General features: G+C 31.6%; 17 protein-coding genes. 1 reads left to right on the top strand and 16 read right to left on the bottom strand.

Annotation, left to right across the window (positions count from 1 at the left end; genetic code table 11):
• Positions 1-2: 2 nt before the first annotated feature.
• The 15 genes from rnhB to rpsB all read right to left on the bottom strand — a co-directional run bounded on the left by rnhB (position 3) and on the right by rpsB (position 14,675).
• On the bottom strand, positions 3-629 hold the full coding sequence (rnhB, locus tag CF66_RS00765; protein WP_034411228.1) for a ribonuclease HII: 627 nt from the start codon (positions 627-629) through the stop codon (positions 3-5).
• Positions 630-641: 12 nt separating this feature from the next.
• Entirely contained in the window at positions 642-1,781 is a 1,140-nt protein-coding gene (lpxB, locus tag CF66_RS00760; protein ID WP_016503715.1) for a lipid-A-disaccharide synthase, read from the bottom strand.
• 60 nt (positions 1,782-1,841) lie between these two features.
• Positions 1,842-2,630, bottom strand: a complete 789-nt coding sequence (gene lpxA, locus CF66_RS00755) for an acyl-ACP--UDP-N-acetylglucosamine O-acyltransferase (protein WP_034411225.1) — start codon at positions 2,628-2,630, stop codon at positions 1,842-1,844.
• 1 nt (position 2,631) lies between these two features.
• On the bottom strand, positions 2,632-3,084 hold the full coding sequence (gene fabZ, locus CF66_RS00750) for a 3-hydroxyacyl-ACP dehydratase FabZ (RefSeq protein ID WP_034411223.1): 453 nt from the start codon (positions 3,082-3,084) through the stop codon (positions 2,632-2,634).
• 95 nt (positions 3,085-3,179) lie between these two features.
• On the bottom strand, positions 3,180-4,217 hold the full coding sequence (gene lpxD, locus CF66_RS00745; RefSeq protein WP_034411221.1) for a UDP-3-O-(3-hydroxymyristoyl)glucosamine N-acyltransferase: 1,038 nt from the start codon (positions 4,215-4,217) through the stop codon (positions 3,180-3,182).
• 6 nt (positions 4,218-4,223) lie between these two features.
• Positions 4,224-4,736: an OmpH/Skp family outer membrane protein gene (locus CF66_RS00740; protein ID WP_034411219.1), complete on the bottom strand. Its 513-nt coding sequence runs from the start codon at positions 4,734-4,736 to the stop codon at positions 4,224-4,226.
• Positions 4,737-4,755: 19 nt separating this feature from the next.
• On the bottom strand, positions 4,756-7,173 hold the full coding sequence (bamA, locus tag CF66_RS00735) for an outer membrane protein assembly factor BamA (protein ID WP_034411218.1): 2,418 nt from the start codon (positions 7,171-7,173) through the stop codon (positions 4,756-4,758).
• A gap of 28 nt (positions 7,174-7,201) precedes the next feature.
• Complete coding sequence (rseP, locus tag CF66_RS00730; RefSeq protein WP_034411216.1) at positions 7,202-8,566, bottom strand: sigma E protease regulator RseP; 1,365 nt, start codon at positions 8,564-8,566, stop codon at positions 7,202-7,204.
• Positions 8,563-9,771 carry a 1-deoxy-D-xylulose-5-phosphate reductoisomerase gene (gene ispC / locus CF66_RS00725; RefSeq protein ID WP_016503722.1) on the bottom strand — a complete coding sequence of 403 codons (1,209 nt, stop codon included), beginning with the start codon at positions 9,769-9,771 and terminating at the stop codon, positions 8,563-8,565. The genes rseP and ispC overlap by 4 nt, the downstream gene beginning before the upstream one ends.
• A 45-nt stretch (positions 9,772-9,816) precedes the next feature.
• Entirely contained in the window at positions 9,817-10,662 is an 846-nt protein-coding gene (locus CF66_RS00720; RefSeq protein WP_034411214.1) for a phosphatidate cytidylyltransferase, read from the bottom strand.
• Between the two features lie 14 nt (positions 10,663-10,676).
• Complete coding sequence (uppS, locus tag CF66_RS00715; RefSeq protein ID WP_016503724.1) at positions 10,677-11,432, bottom strand: undecaprenyl pyrophosphate synthase; 756 nt, start codon at positions 11,430-11,432, stop codon at positions 10,677-10,679.
• 87 nt (positions 11,433-11,519) lie between these two features.
• Positions 11,520-12,077 (bottom strand): ribosome recycling factor, encoded by a 558-nt coding sequence (gene frr, locus CF66_RS00710; protein ID WP_016503725.1) that lies wholly within the window; start codon positions 12,075-12,077, stop codon positions 11,520-11,522.
• A 71-nt stretch (positions 12,078-12,148) separates the two neighbouring features.
• A complete protein-coding gene (pyrH, locus tag CF66_RS00705; RefSeq protein ID WP_016503726.1) occupies positions 12,149-12,877 on the bottom strand; it encodes a UMP kinase in 729 nt (242 codons plus the stop codon).
• A 124-nt stretch (positions 12,878-13,001) separates the two neighbouring features.
• Positions 13,002-13,847 carry a translation elongation factor Ts gene (gene tsf / locus CF66_RS00700; RefSeq protein WP_016503727.1) on the bottom strand — a complete coding sequence of 282 codons (846 nt, stop codon included), beginning with the start codon at positions 13,845-13,847 and terminating at the stop codon, positions 13,002-13,004.
• 90 nt (positions 13,848-13,937) lie between these two features.
• Positions 13,938-14,675 carry a 30S ribosomal protein S2 gene (gene rpsB / locus CF66_RS00695; protein ID WP_016503728.1) on the bottom strand — a complete coding sequence of 246 codons (738 nt, stop codon included), beginning with the start codon at positions 14,673-14,675 and terminating at the stop codon, positions 13,938-13,940.
• A 356-nt stretch (positions 14,676-15,031) separates the two neighbouring features.
• Here rpsB and map point away from each other — a divergent pair, with 356 nt between their 5' ends.
• Entirely contained in the window at positions 15,032-15,898 is an 867-nt protein-coding gene (gene map, locus CF66_RS00690) for a type I methionyl aminopeptidase (RefSeq protein WP_016503729.1), read from the top strand.
• Between the two features lie 123 nt (positions 15,899-16,021).
• Here the strand turns inward: map and CF66_RS00685 are convergent.
• On the bottom strand, positions 16,022-16,382 hold a 361-nt coding region (locus CF66_RS00685; protein ID WP_034411211.1), incomplete at its 5' end, for a phosphatidylglycerophosphatase A.

Genomic DNA, 16,382 nt, shown 5'->3' with positions numbered 1-16,382 from the left:
TTTCATTTTACTTTATAATTTAGTATTCGTTGTATTGGTTTGAAGCTTTTTCTATGTTCTTCAATTATGCCATACTCTTTGAGAGCAGATAAATGAAATTTAGTTGGGTAACCTTTATGTTTAATAAAACCAAATTGAGGATACTTTTGATCAAGCACCTTCATTTCGCGGTCACGAATCACTTTAGCTAAAATTGATGCAGCAGAAATCTCTGATACTTGTGCATCACCTTTGATTACTGCAATAGAATCCATCGGTAATTTTGGTACTTGATTACCATCAATTAACGCGAGATCTGGTTTGATTTTAAGGTTTGAAATTGCTCTTTGCATTGCAAGCATTGTTGCTTGCAAAATATTTAATTGATCAATTTCTTGTGCTGAACTATGACCAATTGACCATGCCAATGCTTTTTCTTGAATCTTGGGGAAAATCATTAATCGTTTTTTTTCAGACATTTTTTTTGAATCATTTAGACCTTCAATTAAATTATTTGGATCAAGAATAACAGCGACGGCTACAACGCTACCAACTAATGGACCACGACCTACCTCATCCACACCAGCTATATACTTATAACCTTCAGGATAATTAAAAAAAGGGAATCTTGGTTGTTTTTTTACAAACATGATGATAAAACTTCACTTACTAATTAATTTGAGAACAGCTTTAGCAGCTTCTTTATCAGCATTTTTTCTAATCGATTGATGTAGTTGATTAAAACGTTCTATTAAAGTTGTATGATCAGTTCTAAGCATATTATCTACTGCAGGAAAAAGAAATTCTGAAGTACACTCATTTAAAACAAATTCTTTAACTAATTCTTCTCCAGCTAAAATATTTGGCAATGAGCAAAATTTTATCCTAACTAATCTTTTAAGTAACCATGCTGTTAATAGATTCACTTTATAGCCAACAACCATTGGACGTTTGAACAACATACACTCTAGTGAAACTGTACCAGAAGCTAGTAATACTGAATCTGAAGCAATGATCACATTGTGAACTTCATCTCTTACTATTATAAATTCTAAATCAGGTGCAAGAAAATTCCAAATCATCTTAAATTCTTGTTCTAGCTTTTCATTTGCAGCAGCCACTAAAAATCCAATATTTGGATGCTTCTTTCTTACCATAATACAAGTTTCAATAAATGGTTTAGATATTAACCGAACCTCTTGTAATCGACTACCTGGCATGACTGCTAGCCATTGTTTATTATGATCTAATTGTAATTTTTTCTGAGCTTTTCGTTGTTTTGAGTGCATAGGGATTATATCGGCAAGCGCATGACCAATAAACTTACATGAAATTTGATACTTATCATAAAACTCTTTTTCAAATGGGAATAATACTAATACTAAATCTGTTGCTGAGGCAATTTTTAAAATACGTTTTGGTCTCCATGCCCAAACTGAAGGACTTACATAATGAATAGTTTTAATACCAATTTGTTTTAAAGAAGATTCTAACCGCAAATTAAAATCTGGCGAATCAATACCAATAAAGATATCTGGTTGATTTTTTGTAAAATATTGCACTAATGCAGTTTTAATTTTGAGTAATCTAGGTAGCCTTAAAAATATCTCAAATAATCCCATGGTTGAAAGTTCTTCAATATTATATAGAGATTGTAATCCTTGGTTTTTCATTTTAGGACCACCAATACCAACAAATTTTGAATTAGAATATTGAATTTTAATTTCTTTGATTAAACCTTCACCTAGATTGTCACCAGATAATTCACCAGCTACAATACCAACGGTTAAGCATCTTTTCATTTAAAAAATCCAATTTTTTTAGTTCAAAAATAACAAAAAATGAAACAAAACTTTTTTCTGTCAGCGAATAATACCGCGAGTAGAACTTTCAATTAATCTAGTAAATAAAGCAATTGATGGATATTCCTTTGCCATATTTTTTAAAATAGGTTTTACTTCTGATATCGTTTTACCACTACGATAAATTTCTTTATATGCAATACGAATTGCACGAATTTCAAGCTTTTTAAAACCACGACGCTTTAGTCCCTCTATATTGATACCAAAAGGTTTACAATGATTCCCTTGAGCCATAATATACGGAGGTACATCCTGAACTACAACAGAGGCACCACCGATAAAACTATGTGCCCCAATAGTACAAAACTGATGCACAGGAGATAAAGCTGAAAGAACGGCATAATCTTCAATTTTTACATGACCTGCTAAAGTAGCATTATTTCCAATAATAATATTATCTCCTATAATACAATCATGAGCGATATGAACATTAACACAAAACAAATTATCGTTACCGACCAAAGTCATCCCTTTATCTTGTGTTGTACCTCGATGCATTTGCACACTTTCTCGAATGACATTTCTATCGCCAACAACTAACCGAGTATTCTCTCCTTGATATTTTTTGTCTTGACAATCTTCACCAATAATTGCAAACGGAAAAATATGATTATCTTTACCAATAATTGTTGGTCCTTTAATAACTACATGAGACATAATCTCGGTACCCTGACCAATTTTGGCATTAGAAGCAATGTAAGTAAAAGGACCAACCACCACATTAGCTCCAATCACTACACCGTCCTCTACCACCGCACTTGGGTGGATTTGAGCCGTTTCATGAATCATATTAAAACTCTCGACGAGCACACTTCAATTCAGCAGAACAAACAACATCACCATCAACTTTTGCTACACAATTAAATGCAGCAATCCCACGACGTCCTTTTAAAAACCTAACCTTAATTATTAATTGATCACCTGGTATTACAGGTTTACGAAATTTAGCTTTATCAACGCTAGCAAAATAATATAACTCGTTATCTGCTGGTATACCAAACGACTTAAAACCTAATAACCCAGTTGCTTGAGCCATTGCTTCAAGAATTAATACACCAGGTAAAATAGGTAGCTTTGGGAAATGACCAACAAATTGAGATTCATTTACTGACACATTTTTGATAGCAGTCAAATATTTTTTTTCTTGAAAATCTATAACACGATCAATCAATAAAAACGGATAACGGTGGGGAAGAAGTTCCTTAATTTCCATAATATCCAGCGTCTTCTTTTCAGTAATCAAAGTAACATTCCTATAAAAATCTATTTAATATTATCCACTACAAGCGATAGGGCGTACATTATTTGATAAGCTTTTATATAAGAAAAGCAAGATAATTAAGATTCCGTTTTACTTTCTTTAAATAACCTTTCCAGCGCTTTTAAACGTTTATTCATCTCATCAATACGGTGAACTCGAGTTGCAGTTTTACGCCAGTCCTTATTAAGTTGCAATGGAATACCTGATGAGTAGACTCCTTTTTTAGAAATTCCTCGTACTACCATCGACATACCTGTAATTGTTACACCATTAGTAATTTCAATATGCCCATTAATTACACTCCCACCTCCAATAGTACAATACTTTCCTATCCTAGTACTACCAGCAATAATTGTACCACCAGCTATAGCTGTACCATATCCAATTTGCACATTATGAGCAATCTGTAACTGATTATCTAAAATAACATTATCTTCAATTATAGTATCTTCTAATGCACCACGGTCAATGGTCGTACATGCACCAATTTCAACTCGATTTCCAATGCGAACTGTACCTACCTGAGGGATCTTAATCCACTCACCTTTCTCATTAGCATAACCAAATCCATCGGAACCAATCACTGCTCCAGATTGAATTAAACACTGATTACCAATAATTACTTCATGATAAATAGTAACGTTAGCCCACACTGTAGTATTCTTACCGAGAATAACATTCCTACCAATAAAGCAACCTGGACCAATGATAGTGTTATCTCCTAATTTAACACCTGACTCAATTATTGAATGAGCTCCAATAGAGACACTCTTCCCAAAGAGTACATTTTCATGTACAACAGCAAAAGTAGAAATATTCTCTGATGGTTTTGGTGTAATATCAAAAACTTGAGCTACTTTTGCAAATGCTACATAAGAATCATCTACAAGCAATACACTTCCCTGGAACTGTTCATACCCAATCTTCTTGTCAAATATTATGGCTGTTGCATTACAATTTGCTAAGTATTTCTTATATTTAAGATTTGATAAAAAAGTAATACATCCCTTTGTTGCCTTATCTATTGGAGCTACTGATGTAACAATTGCATTAGCATTTCCATATAACTTCCCACCAGTTATAGAAGCTAATTCAGCTAAAGTTAATTTTATCATAGGTATTTATTTTTTTAGTGCTTCTATTACTTCTTGAGAAATATTGAAATTAGGCTTAGCATAGATAAATGCTTTTATATCAAGAATCATGTCATAATTCCCTTTTTCTGCTACTTCTTTTACAGCATCTTGAATTACTTTAAAAAGCTTCTGTTTCTCTTCAGCTTCACGAAGGCTAGAAGCTTTTTCCAATGCTTGAAATTTAATCTTGTACGTACTTTCCAATTGACTAATCTCTATGCGAAGTTTTTCTATCTCATCTAAACTCATTAAATTAGAATCACGGTTTAATTTATCAATTTTAATCCGAGCATCAGATTGAATGATTTTTAACTCATCTGCCTTATCTTTAAACTCCTCCTTCATTTGCCTTAGAACAAGTTCAAGTTGTGGTAATGTTTGAAAAACCTGAGTAGTATCAACATAACCTATTTTTTGAATAACTTCATCTGCACTAGACAAAAACGAAGACTTTAAACAAATGAGACCAATAGAAAAAAAAATTATTATTTTATTCAAGGTATATTCCTTTCAGTTATTAAAAAGTTCTAGCAATATCAAAAGTAAAAAATTTTCTATCATCACCCTGATAAATTTTAATTGGTTTAGCAAATGAAAATACTAAAGGTCCTAATGGAGAATGCCATTGAACTGTGAGACCATATGAAGCACGATAATTTAATGGATTTGAGTAATCGTAATAGTACTCTTTTCCAGCATGGATATTAGAAACGTAATTAAACTCAGTATCCCAAACACTTGCTATATCAATAAATAAACTAGTGCGTACCCGATCAGCCAATGTATTTGATGAAGATGGAGTTGGAACAATCAATTCCATTCCCCCTAATATGATAGCATTACCACCAACTGGACGACGAGTTGCAGTGTAAAATCCATTATTTGAATCTGAAAAATCATGATACACAGCTTTTGGACCCGCAGAGTTTTGAGCAAACCCACGTAAAGTGCTAAATCCTCCTATATGATAATTTTCGTAAAACGGTAAAAGATGATCCTTATTGTTCCTTTTACCATAACCATTACCATAACCAATTTGAGCACGCATTAACAATACAAATTTATGATTTTTAGTTAATGGAAAATACTGTCTTAAATCGTACTGCATTTTAAAAAAACGAACATTAGAATTAGGCAAAGTCATCTTATAAAATGCATGTTGATAATTACCCTCAGTTGGAAAATAAGTACGGTTTAAGTTATTTCGTGTCCATGCTATATTCATGGCAATATCATTGATTTTAAGCAAACCATTACTAGAAATATTATTAGATTGTGAAATTAAAAATTGTTCTACTTGGAGATAAGGAGATAAATTACCAATGTTACTACGAGTATAACCAATACTAACTTCGAAAAAATTAAGCTCGTCAAATGGGAAACCCCAGTTAAGTTCAGCACCATAACTTTGGCTAGTATAATCGACAATTCCTGCTGCTAAGGCTTCAAACTCATCGTAAAAAATTTTCCCCCCAAAACTAATACCATCTAAATTAAAGTATGGTTCTCTATAATCTAAAGCAATATTCTTCTGATAACGGTTTATCTTTACATTAATAGCTAAATGATTACCAGAACCGAAAAAATTCTCTTGTTTTAATCCAGAATGAAAATTTATACCAGACTCACTACCGTAACCAATCCCTAAATTTAGATTACCAGAACGGAGCTCTTTAACTTTATATATCACATTTACTTTATCTTCAGTTCCTAGAACAGGAACAATCTGAACATCTACTGTTTCAAAGAATCCAAGACGATAAAGACGCATTTTGCCCATATCAACTAATGCAAGATTTAGTAAACTTCCCTCCATTTGTCGCATTTCACGACGCAATACGCTATCTTTAGTTGCATAGTTACCAAAAAAATGAATATTATTCACATATATACGATTTCTATCTTGAATATTAACAATCAAAGAAACCTCTTGATTTTGATCATCAAACTTTATAGAGGTCTGAACTTTAGAATGGAGATAACCCCTTTCATCAAGAATAAGCTCAATTTTTTCTTCAAAATGTCTTAAAAGGGATGAATTATATATTTCACCATATTTGAATGGTATAGCATCTTTAAATTTATCATCTACCTCAATAAAATTATTTTGAAAACGAACTTCTTTGACTGTATATGGTAACCCTTCATCAATCCATAAAGTAATATAAACACCTTTTTTATCAGGAGAAAGACTTACTTGAGTTGAATTTATTTTAAACTTTATATAACCCTGATTAGAGTAAAAAGCTTTTAAAGCTTCAATATCACGTGCTAAAATTTGCTCTTGATATTTGTTATTTCCTGAAATATTCCACCAAAGTAAGTTAACATTTAATTTAAATTGACTAAGCAATTCTTGTTCAGTAAAAACTTCATTACCAATAAAATTAATTTGATAAATTTTAGCAGGAACACTTTCAGTAAATGAAAATGTTAAATCAACGCGATTATGAGGCAAAATATTTATAATAGCTTTAACTGTCGTATTATATCTCCCTACGCTAGAATAAAATTCTTCAAGCTTTCTCTCAATCTTAAAAAGGGCAGCCTTGTCTAAAGAATTACCAATAGTAATACCTAAAATATCTAAATTTTGTTGCAATTTATCCGTTTGAATCAGCTTATTACCAGAAAATGAAATACTGGCTATGATTGGTCGTTCTTTAAGCTGAATAATCAATATATTATCATCACGTAATACTTTTATATTTTCAAAGACACTTAATTCATAAAGAGATTTAATAATATTAGTTACATCTTTTTGATAAACAAGGTCACCAATTTTAATTGGTATCTTTAGCAAAGCCAAATCAAGTTCAATACGTTGTAATCCCTCTACTTTTATATCTTGAACGATGAAAGGAAAAGAATCACTCTCAGTACTATACGCTAATAGACTGATTATAAGCAAACTTGCAAACAGGATATTTTTCATTATATTATATCTAACGCAGTTATTCCTTTTATAAACGAGAAAAATCATTTAAAAGTGCTATACTCATTAGGAAGAAGATAATTACCCCCCCTATGATATATCCTATTTCTTGCACTTTTTTAGAGATTGGTCGACGAATAATTGCTTCTATAATAAGAAAAAATAAATGCCCACCATCTAGCATGGGAAGTGGAACTAAATTTATAACACCAAGATTAATACTGATTAAACCTAAAAAGCTGAGAAAATATACAAAACCATAGCTAGCTGTGGTCCCTGCACTTTTAGCAATTGTTATCGGACCACTAAGTTGATCTAAACCTAAATCTTGAACTAATAGTTTTATTAGGAGACTAACTGTCAACTTAATAAGGTTTTTTGTTTTTTCTATAGCTTTACCTATAGATTCAAATATACTGTATTGCAACTTAAATTGATAATTTTCAGGCCACTTATCAGTTTCAGGCACTAAGCCAGCAACACCTACTATCTCTCCAAATCGGTTTTTTTTACTGTCAGGTATTAAAGGCAACTCCAATTTTTCTCCATTTCTGTCAATAACAAACATTAAAAACCGATTTGGATTTGAGCGTATCAAATTAACCACTTGATCCCATTTTTTAATTAGTATTCCATTCACTGAAACTATTGAATCTCCCGATTGAAACCCAGCTCTATCTGCCGCGGTTCCTTCCAGTACATGAGATAAAGTTAATAAAATATCTGGAAAATAAGGTACTACTCCAAGAGATTCAATAACAGTCTCTTCATTTGGTTTAAAATTCCATAAAGCTAAATCTAATACTTTCATTTCATCATGAAAAAAGTATTTATTGCTTTCAGATTTCACTGTCAAGGTAAGATGCTTATTACCAATATTAGACATAAGAGCTATATTCACTGCATTCCAATCAGGGGTCTGAATATTTGAAATAGAAGTTAATTCCATCCCAACTTTTAATCCACCATAATCAGCAATTGAATTAGGTTTAACATTACCAATAATAGGCTTAATAGCAGAAATTCCGATTAAAAATACAAAAAAATAAATAAATATTGCAAAAAGAAAATTTGATATTGGTCCTGCGATCACTATGGCAATACGTTTCCATATCTTCTGTTTATCAAAAGCAAAACACTGTTCCTCTTTTCCTAATTTATTAACTCTAGTATCGAGCATTTGGATATATCCCCCAATGGGGATCATTGAAAAACAATATTCAGTACCATGCTTATCTACTTTTTTCCAAATAGATTTACCCAAACCTATAGAAAATTTCTCAACTTTAACACCAAAAAAACGCGCAACTAAAAAATGACCCAATTCATGAACAAAGATCAAAATACCTAATGCAATGATAAAAGATATAAAATTCCATAATATAACTATCATAAAGAGTGCTCACGTACAATTTCATGTGCTATACAGGAAGACATTCTATCTAGCTCTAACAATGTTTCCAAGTTATAGCAGGATAATTGAGTATTGATGGAACACATTTTGGACATAACTAATTCATTAACTAATGCAATATCAGTAAATCGTAACTGATTATTTAAAAATGCATCTACAGCAATTTCATTTGCAGCATTTAGAATAGTAGTTAGATGCTGACCTTCAGAGCATGCATCAATAGCAAGCTGTAAGCATGGATAACGCCTATAATCTGGTTCAAGAAAAGTTAATTCTCCTATTTGAGTAAAATCAAGAGGTTTTACACCTGTATTAAATCGCTCTGGGTAAAACAGAGCAAATCCAATTGCAGTTGCCATATCAGGTCTACTCATTTGAGCTAATACAGAAGAATCTCGATACTGTACCATAGAGTGAATAACAGACTGCGGATGAATAAGAACTTTTAATTGAGATTCAGAAGCATTAAACAGCCATTTAGCTTCGATAAATTCTAAACCTTTATTCATCATAGTAGCAGAATCTACTGAAATTTTTTTACCCATAGACCAATTTGGATGTATGATTGCTTCCCTTGGCGTTACTTCTTTTAAAGTTGTTATATCATTGCAACGAAAAGGACCACCTGAACCAGTTAAAAAAATTTTTTGAATACCATAAGCATCTAAATCACAATGACCTAAATTATTTTGAATACCAGTTGGTAAGCATTGAAAAATGGCACTATGTTCGCTGTCAATAGGCAAAAGCTCACCACCATATTGCGCAACAGAATCCATAAATAATTGTCCTGACATTACCAAAGCTTCCTTATTTGCAAGCAATACTTTTTTCCCTGCTTTTAAAGCTGCCATAGTAGGAATTAAACCAGCAGAACCAGAAATAGCCGCCATTACAATATCTACTTCATCCTCTGATACAACACTGCACATTGCTTCCTGACCAGATAAAACTTTAGTATTAGGTGAAAGAGAAATTAACATCTCTTTAAGTGACCAAGCAGCAGCAGCAGTTCCCATAACAACATACTTAGGTTTCCATTTCATACAAAACGTTGACATTCTGCAAATGTTTTTATCTGCTATTAAAGCGAAAATAGAAAAATGATGTGAATATTGTTCAATTATTTTTAAAGTACTAAACCCTATTGAACCTGTTGCACCAAGAATTGTTACTTTATGCATAAAAAAACCTTTGATTAGTATTAGATATAATAAGTTATATAATCCTTAAAATATAAGATAAAGAAAAGCAAACACTGGAAAAGCAGCAGCTAAACTATCAATACGATCTAAAATACCACCATGACCTGGGATAATACTGCCACTATCCTTGATACCTGATACCCGCTTAAACATGCTTTCTACAAGATCTCCCATAACTGAAACTACTATAGTAAAAAATATAATTACCGCCATAGAAATAGAACTTGAAAATTTAATACAAAAAAATTGAGAAAAAAAGTAAGATACCATCAGTGAAGTGACAACACCACCAATTAACCCTTCAATTGTTTTGTTAGGACTAACTAATGGAGCCATCTTGCTTTTCCCTATGATTTTCCCAAAAAAATAAGCTCCTATATCAACTGACCAAACAATTAGAAAAACAAATAACACTAACCTAGCCCCATAGCTAGAGTATGTATTAGATTCTACTGCTCTTAATAATAAAACACTCCAAAAAAAAGGGAGCAAAGTACATATTCCAAATACATGATGCAATGCACTTGAAAAGCACAAAAATTTACTTGAATTAGGATAAGTAATAACTAAAGCGCTAGCAATTAGCCACCAAATTACTCCAATAGCTAAGATCACATAGTGAATACTAATCTGCTTATTTAAAAAGATATTATTTAAAAAAATACCAGTTATATTGCAACCACTAAATATTAATGCTAGTATGATAAACTGAAGAGGATTAAATTTCCTTCTAAGAAACCGATGCCATTCAAAAAAAGCAAACATTATAATAGCAGATAAGAACATCACAAACATAAACCAAGGAAGTTTAAAGATTGCTATTACAACTAAAGGAAGCAAAAACAATGCAGTAAAAATCCTTTGTTTCATTAAGTAAGTACCCTTTATTCACTTTCTATAAACGCTTGAACTTGCTTACTAGTGCAACCAAACCTTCTTTCACGTCCAATAAACCAAGTTACTGCATCAATTAAATTTTTTTCTTCAAACTCTGGCCAATAAACTGGTGTGAAATACATTTCTGCATATGCTAACTGCCAAAGCATAAAATTGCTAACCCTACATTCTCCGCTAGTTCTAATTAATAAGTCAATTTCAGGTATGCGTGATGTTATCAGATAATTAGAAATCATATTTTCACTGATATCCGAAGGGTGTATTTCTCCGGAATTTACCTTGATGGCAATCCTTTTCATCGTTTCAACAAGGTCCCATTTACCACCATAGTTTACTGCAATATTTATAATCATTCCTGTATTCATAGCTGTCATTCGTTCAGCTTGAATAATTTTCTTCTGCATTTTTTTATTAAACCGACTTTTATCACCAACAATTCTTAGACAAAGATTATGCTTATGCATATCATTAACTTCTGCAGACAATAATGTAATTAACAGTTCCATCAATACTTCTACCTCTTCCTTAGGTCTATGCCAATTTTCGCGGCTGAAAGCAAATAATGTAACCACCCCTATATCTAACTTAGCTGCAGCAGAAATAGTTTTTCTAATTGCGATTAAACCATTTTTATGACCGAATACCCGAGGTTTCCCCTGTGACTCAGCCCAACGACCATTACCATCCATAATAATTGCAACATGTTTAGGAAGGTTATCTTTAGAAAATTGAAACTGTTTCATAAAGGAATCTATAAAATAGTCTAAAGTAAAAAATTAAAAAAACAGTATAAAACACTATATCCTCACAATTACTTTCAAATATAACACTTAAAATTCTGTTAGCTCTGTTTCTTTTTTAACTAAAATAAGTTCAATTTCCTTTATTGATTTATTTGTTATGTTTTGGATTTCATCTTGCCCTCTTCTTTCTTCATCTTTTGAAATTTTTTTATCTTGCAGTAATATCTTCAGTTCACTATTCGCATCACGACGAATATTACGAATAGCAACACGTCCGCTTTCGATTTCAACGCGAACAATTTTTACTAAATTTTTTCGCCGCTCCTTTGTTAATGTAGGAATTGGAACACGAATAACTGTACCAGAAGACATTGGATTTAAACCTAAATCAGACTGAAGAATTGCCTTTTCTACTTTGGATACTAGTCCCTTATTAAAAACTGTAATTGCAAGAGTACAAGCATCTTCAGCAATAATATTAGCAATTTGATTTAAAGGAGTAACACTACCATAATATTCGACAGAAATACCAAATAAAATGCTAGGCTGTACACGTCCAGTACGGATCTTAGTAAGGTTATTTTTCAGTACTTCAATACTTTTATTCATACGCTCTTTTGCATTATTTTTAATATTAAAAATCATAGTATTACCTTAATATTATAGGAAATGTGTAACAAATATAAAAATGGCATAAACATATGCATTCTTCAATTTTATTCATTACAAATTAAAGTCCCTTTTGCTTTACCCATAACAACTTTGTATAACATTCCTGGCTTGTTCATGTTAAAAACATAAATTGGCATTTTATGATCCCGAGCTAATATAAAAGCTGATAGATCCATTATTTGTAATTCTTTTTTTATCACATCATTATAAGATAATTGTTTATATAACTTTGCTCCTGGATTACTTATAGGATCCTCAGAAAATATACCATCAACCTTCGTTGCTTTTAGAACTATATCAGCTTCAATTTCAATTCCTCGAAGACAGGCTGCAGAATCAGTAGTAAAAAATGGATTACCAGTACCAGCAGTAAAAATCAATACATATCCTTGATCTAACTGGTTAATAACATCAATAAAATTATAATTATCACATATACTATTTAAAGATATAGCAGATACTAATCGAGTTTTTATAGAAAGACGTTGAAAAGTATCATATAGCGCTAAACCATTCATGACGGTAGCTACCATACCCATATGATCAGCCATAATTCGGTTCATACCTGCTTTTTCAAGAGCTGCACCACGAAATAAATTACCACCACCTACAACAATACCAATTTGAACTCCAAGTTTAACTATCTCTTTTAATTCTTTAGCTATACGATGAAGAATAACAGGATCAATACCATATTTCTCTTTTCCCTGTAAGGCCTCTCCACTCAATTTTAATAAGATACGATGGTAAATTGGTTTTAGGTTCATTATCATGGAAATCACCCAGATTAATTAAAATCAGAATAAATTGTACTAACTCTAAATCAAACTAGGAAAAAAAAGACCGTGGCCTTAGCTACGGTCTAAAATAAGCTAGTCACAAAAATAAAAATTAATACTAATTTCTCTGAACTTGTGCTACTTCCTCAGCAAAGCTTATCTTTTGAGTTTTTTCTATACCTTCAGCTAGTTCCAAACGTATGAATTTAGAAACTGAAGTAAGATTTTCTTTAAGAATTTCACCTACTGTTTTTTTCGGTTCCATAACAAAATTTTGCGAAGTTAGAGAGATTTCATTCACAAACTTTTTCATACGACCTAATACAATCCTTTCTACAATTTCAGATGATTTATTTTCATTCATTGCAATTTCAAATTGAATGGCTTTTTCCTTCTCAAATAAGCTAACAGGTACATCTGTTGGATATAAAAATTCAGGTCGAGATGCAGCTATATGCATCGCTATATTCCTAAGTATCTCAGAATTTCCTTCCCCAGAAATTACAACACCAATCCTATTAGTGTGGCAATAAGATGCCAATACCTTACCCTTAACATATTTTACACGGCGAATATTAATATTTTCACCAAACTGAGCAACTAAACTAATACGCTCTCCTTCAAACTGAGTTTTTAGCTTTTCGATAGAAGGTTGAGAAATTAATGCTGCTTCAAGCACCTTATTTGAAAAAGCTATAAACTTTTTATCCTTAGCCACAAAGTCAGTTTGACAATTTACTTCAAGAATCACTGAAAGAGAATCACTTTTCTTAACTAATACAAGTCCCTCTACTGCAATGCTAGCACTTTTTTTCTCTGCGGTTAATACACCAGACTTACGCATATTTTCAATTGCTACTTCTATATTAGCATTCGCTTTAATAAGAGCTTGCTTGCATTCCATCATACCAGAACCGGTACGCTTACGTAATTCCATCACTAAATTAGCATTTACATGGACCATTCCATCATTTCCTTAATTTTATTTAAATCAGAAGGCTAAATTGGTAGAACTACAAAACAAATAACTTCTGATTTTTTTAAAAAATACTATTTAAGCCTCTATAAAACTATCTTCATCTTCAGAAGTAAGAATTGGAAATACATCTTTATTATGTCGACTATCAATAATAGTTTTAGTCACAGCATTTAAGTAAAGCCGTATTGACCGAATTGCATCATCGTTTCCTGGAATAATAAAATCAACACCATCTGGATCAGAATTAGTATCAACAATGGCATATACTGGGATGCCTAGTTTATTTGCCTCTGAAATAGCAATACGTTCATGAGTAGCATCAATGATAAATAAAGCATCTGGTAAACCACCCATATCCTTAATACCACCAAGAGATTTTTCTAATTTTTGCATTTCACGAGTTCGTATTAATGCTTCTTTCTTAGTTAATTTACTAAAAGTACCGTCCTGTGCTTGCGATTCTAAGTCTTTTAAACGCTTAATAGATTGACGAACAGTTTTATAATTAGTTAACATACCACCTAACCAACGATTATTAACATAAAATTGTTCACTTAAAGAAGCAGTCTCCCTTACTATTTCAGAAGCGGCACGTTTAGTACCAACAAAAAGAATTTTGCCTTTCTTATCACTAATTCTAGATAATGAAGCTAAAGCTGTTTTAAACATTGGAAGTGTTTTTTCTAAATTGATAATATGAACTTTATTACGTGAACCAAAAATAAATGGATCCATTTTTGGGTTCCAATAACGAGTTTGATGACCAAAGTGAACACCGGCTTTAAGCATGTCACGCATTGATATATGTACCATTATAAAAATCCTCAATGGGGTTAAAACCTCCATATTTCCATGCACCTGACCTTTTTTACTTTCTAATATTAAGCTTAAAGGCACCCCGAAGCATGTGTCGAAATATGTGTGAATTTAGAAAACAATTCCCATATTATATCAAATATAAGGAAAATCAACAAAATAACCTAATTTTATCATTCTCTAATAATATAACTATTTATAATATATTTCTATAAAATTTTAATAGCAATGAAGAGTTTTTAACTTTAGAAGTTGATTTTTTATATTTTAAATATGCATAGCTAATCTACACATTCTTACTTTTTCCTGTTATCATTTTAGAAATTACTACCCTTAGAAGAAAAGATAAGTTTATGTCTATAAAGATAAAAACAGCTGAAGAAATAGAAAAAATACGAAAAGCAAGTAAAGTTGCTGTTGAAATACTTGAAATGATAGAACCTCATATTCAGGAAGGTGTTACAACTAATACTCTTAATCAGATTTGCCATGATTATGCTTTAAAAAATCGAACTTACCCTGCTACACTCGATTACTATGGTTTTCCTAAATCAATCTGTACATCGATTAATCACATTGTTTGTCATGGTATTCCAGCAAATAAAGATAAATTTAACAGCAAAGGGATAATGAAACCAGCAGTTTTAAAAAATGGAGATATAATTAATATTGATGTAACTGTGATTGCTCCAGATGATAAAAATGCAGATCTCTTAACACGTCCTATAGGTTACTATGGTGATACATCAAAAATGTTTTTAGTAGGTCAAGAAGAAGTATCCCAAGCTAATAAACGATTGTGTATGGTTGCCCAAAAAGCCTTATATATCGGAATTAAAAAGGTTAAACCAGGAGTTAAAATTGGTGAAATTGGTAGTGCTATTGAAAAGTATATTAAAGAAAATAATAAACTAAATCCACGATCTAAATATTCTATTGTAAAGGATTTTTGTGGCCATGGTATTGGTAATGAATTCCATGAGGAACCACAAATCATGCACTATAAAAATGATAATTCATATCTCCTAAAAAAAGGAATGTGCTTTACTATTGAACCAATGATAAATGCTGGCAAGTCTAATTGCATTATTGATTCCGATGATAATTGGACTGTTTATACAGAAGATGGAAAAAATTCTGCACAATGGGAACATACTATATTAGTGACATCTAGTGGTTATGATATTTTGACTCTGCGAACTGAAGAAACTATTTCTTAGTTAAGATAACTTACCAAGATAAGTACTTGCTTAAACAAAAACATAAAAAATCGCTATCATTGCTCAATAAAGAAATAATTTAAAATTTATATTATTTCTAATTTAAAATAAAGTGCTATGAATTCATATGTGCACAAGAATCCAACCTGAATGTTTTCCAACAAAATATAAAATCACACTAGCTATCATACCAGCAACAATATCATCAATCATAATACCTAGGCCTCCATTTATATTTTTATCTAACCAACTAATTGGCCATGGTTTTAGAATATCTAAAACACGAAAAACAATGAAACCAGCTAGTAACCACTTCCAATCGATTATCGAAATATTTAAGAAAGGTAAAACCGACATAGTAACCCAGAAACCAATAAACTCATCCCATACAATTGAAGCATGATCTTGACCACCTATATCGTCAGAAACAACTTGACACGCCTTAATTCCTAATATAAATAAAATTATTATAATAAAAATATAA

It is taken from the genome of Candidatus Photodesmus anomalopis (genome assembly GCF_000731785.2).
GTDB classification, from domain to species: Bacteria; Pseudomonadota; Gammaproteobacteria; order Enterobacterales; family Vibrionaceae; genus Vibrio; species Vibrio anomalopis.
The sequence above is the reverse complement of the archived record's forward strand: the minus strand, read 5'-3'. Positions and strand labels throughout refer to the sequence as shown.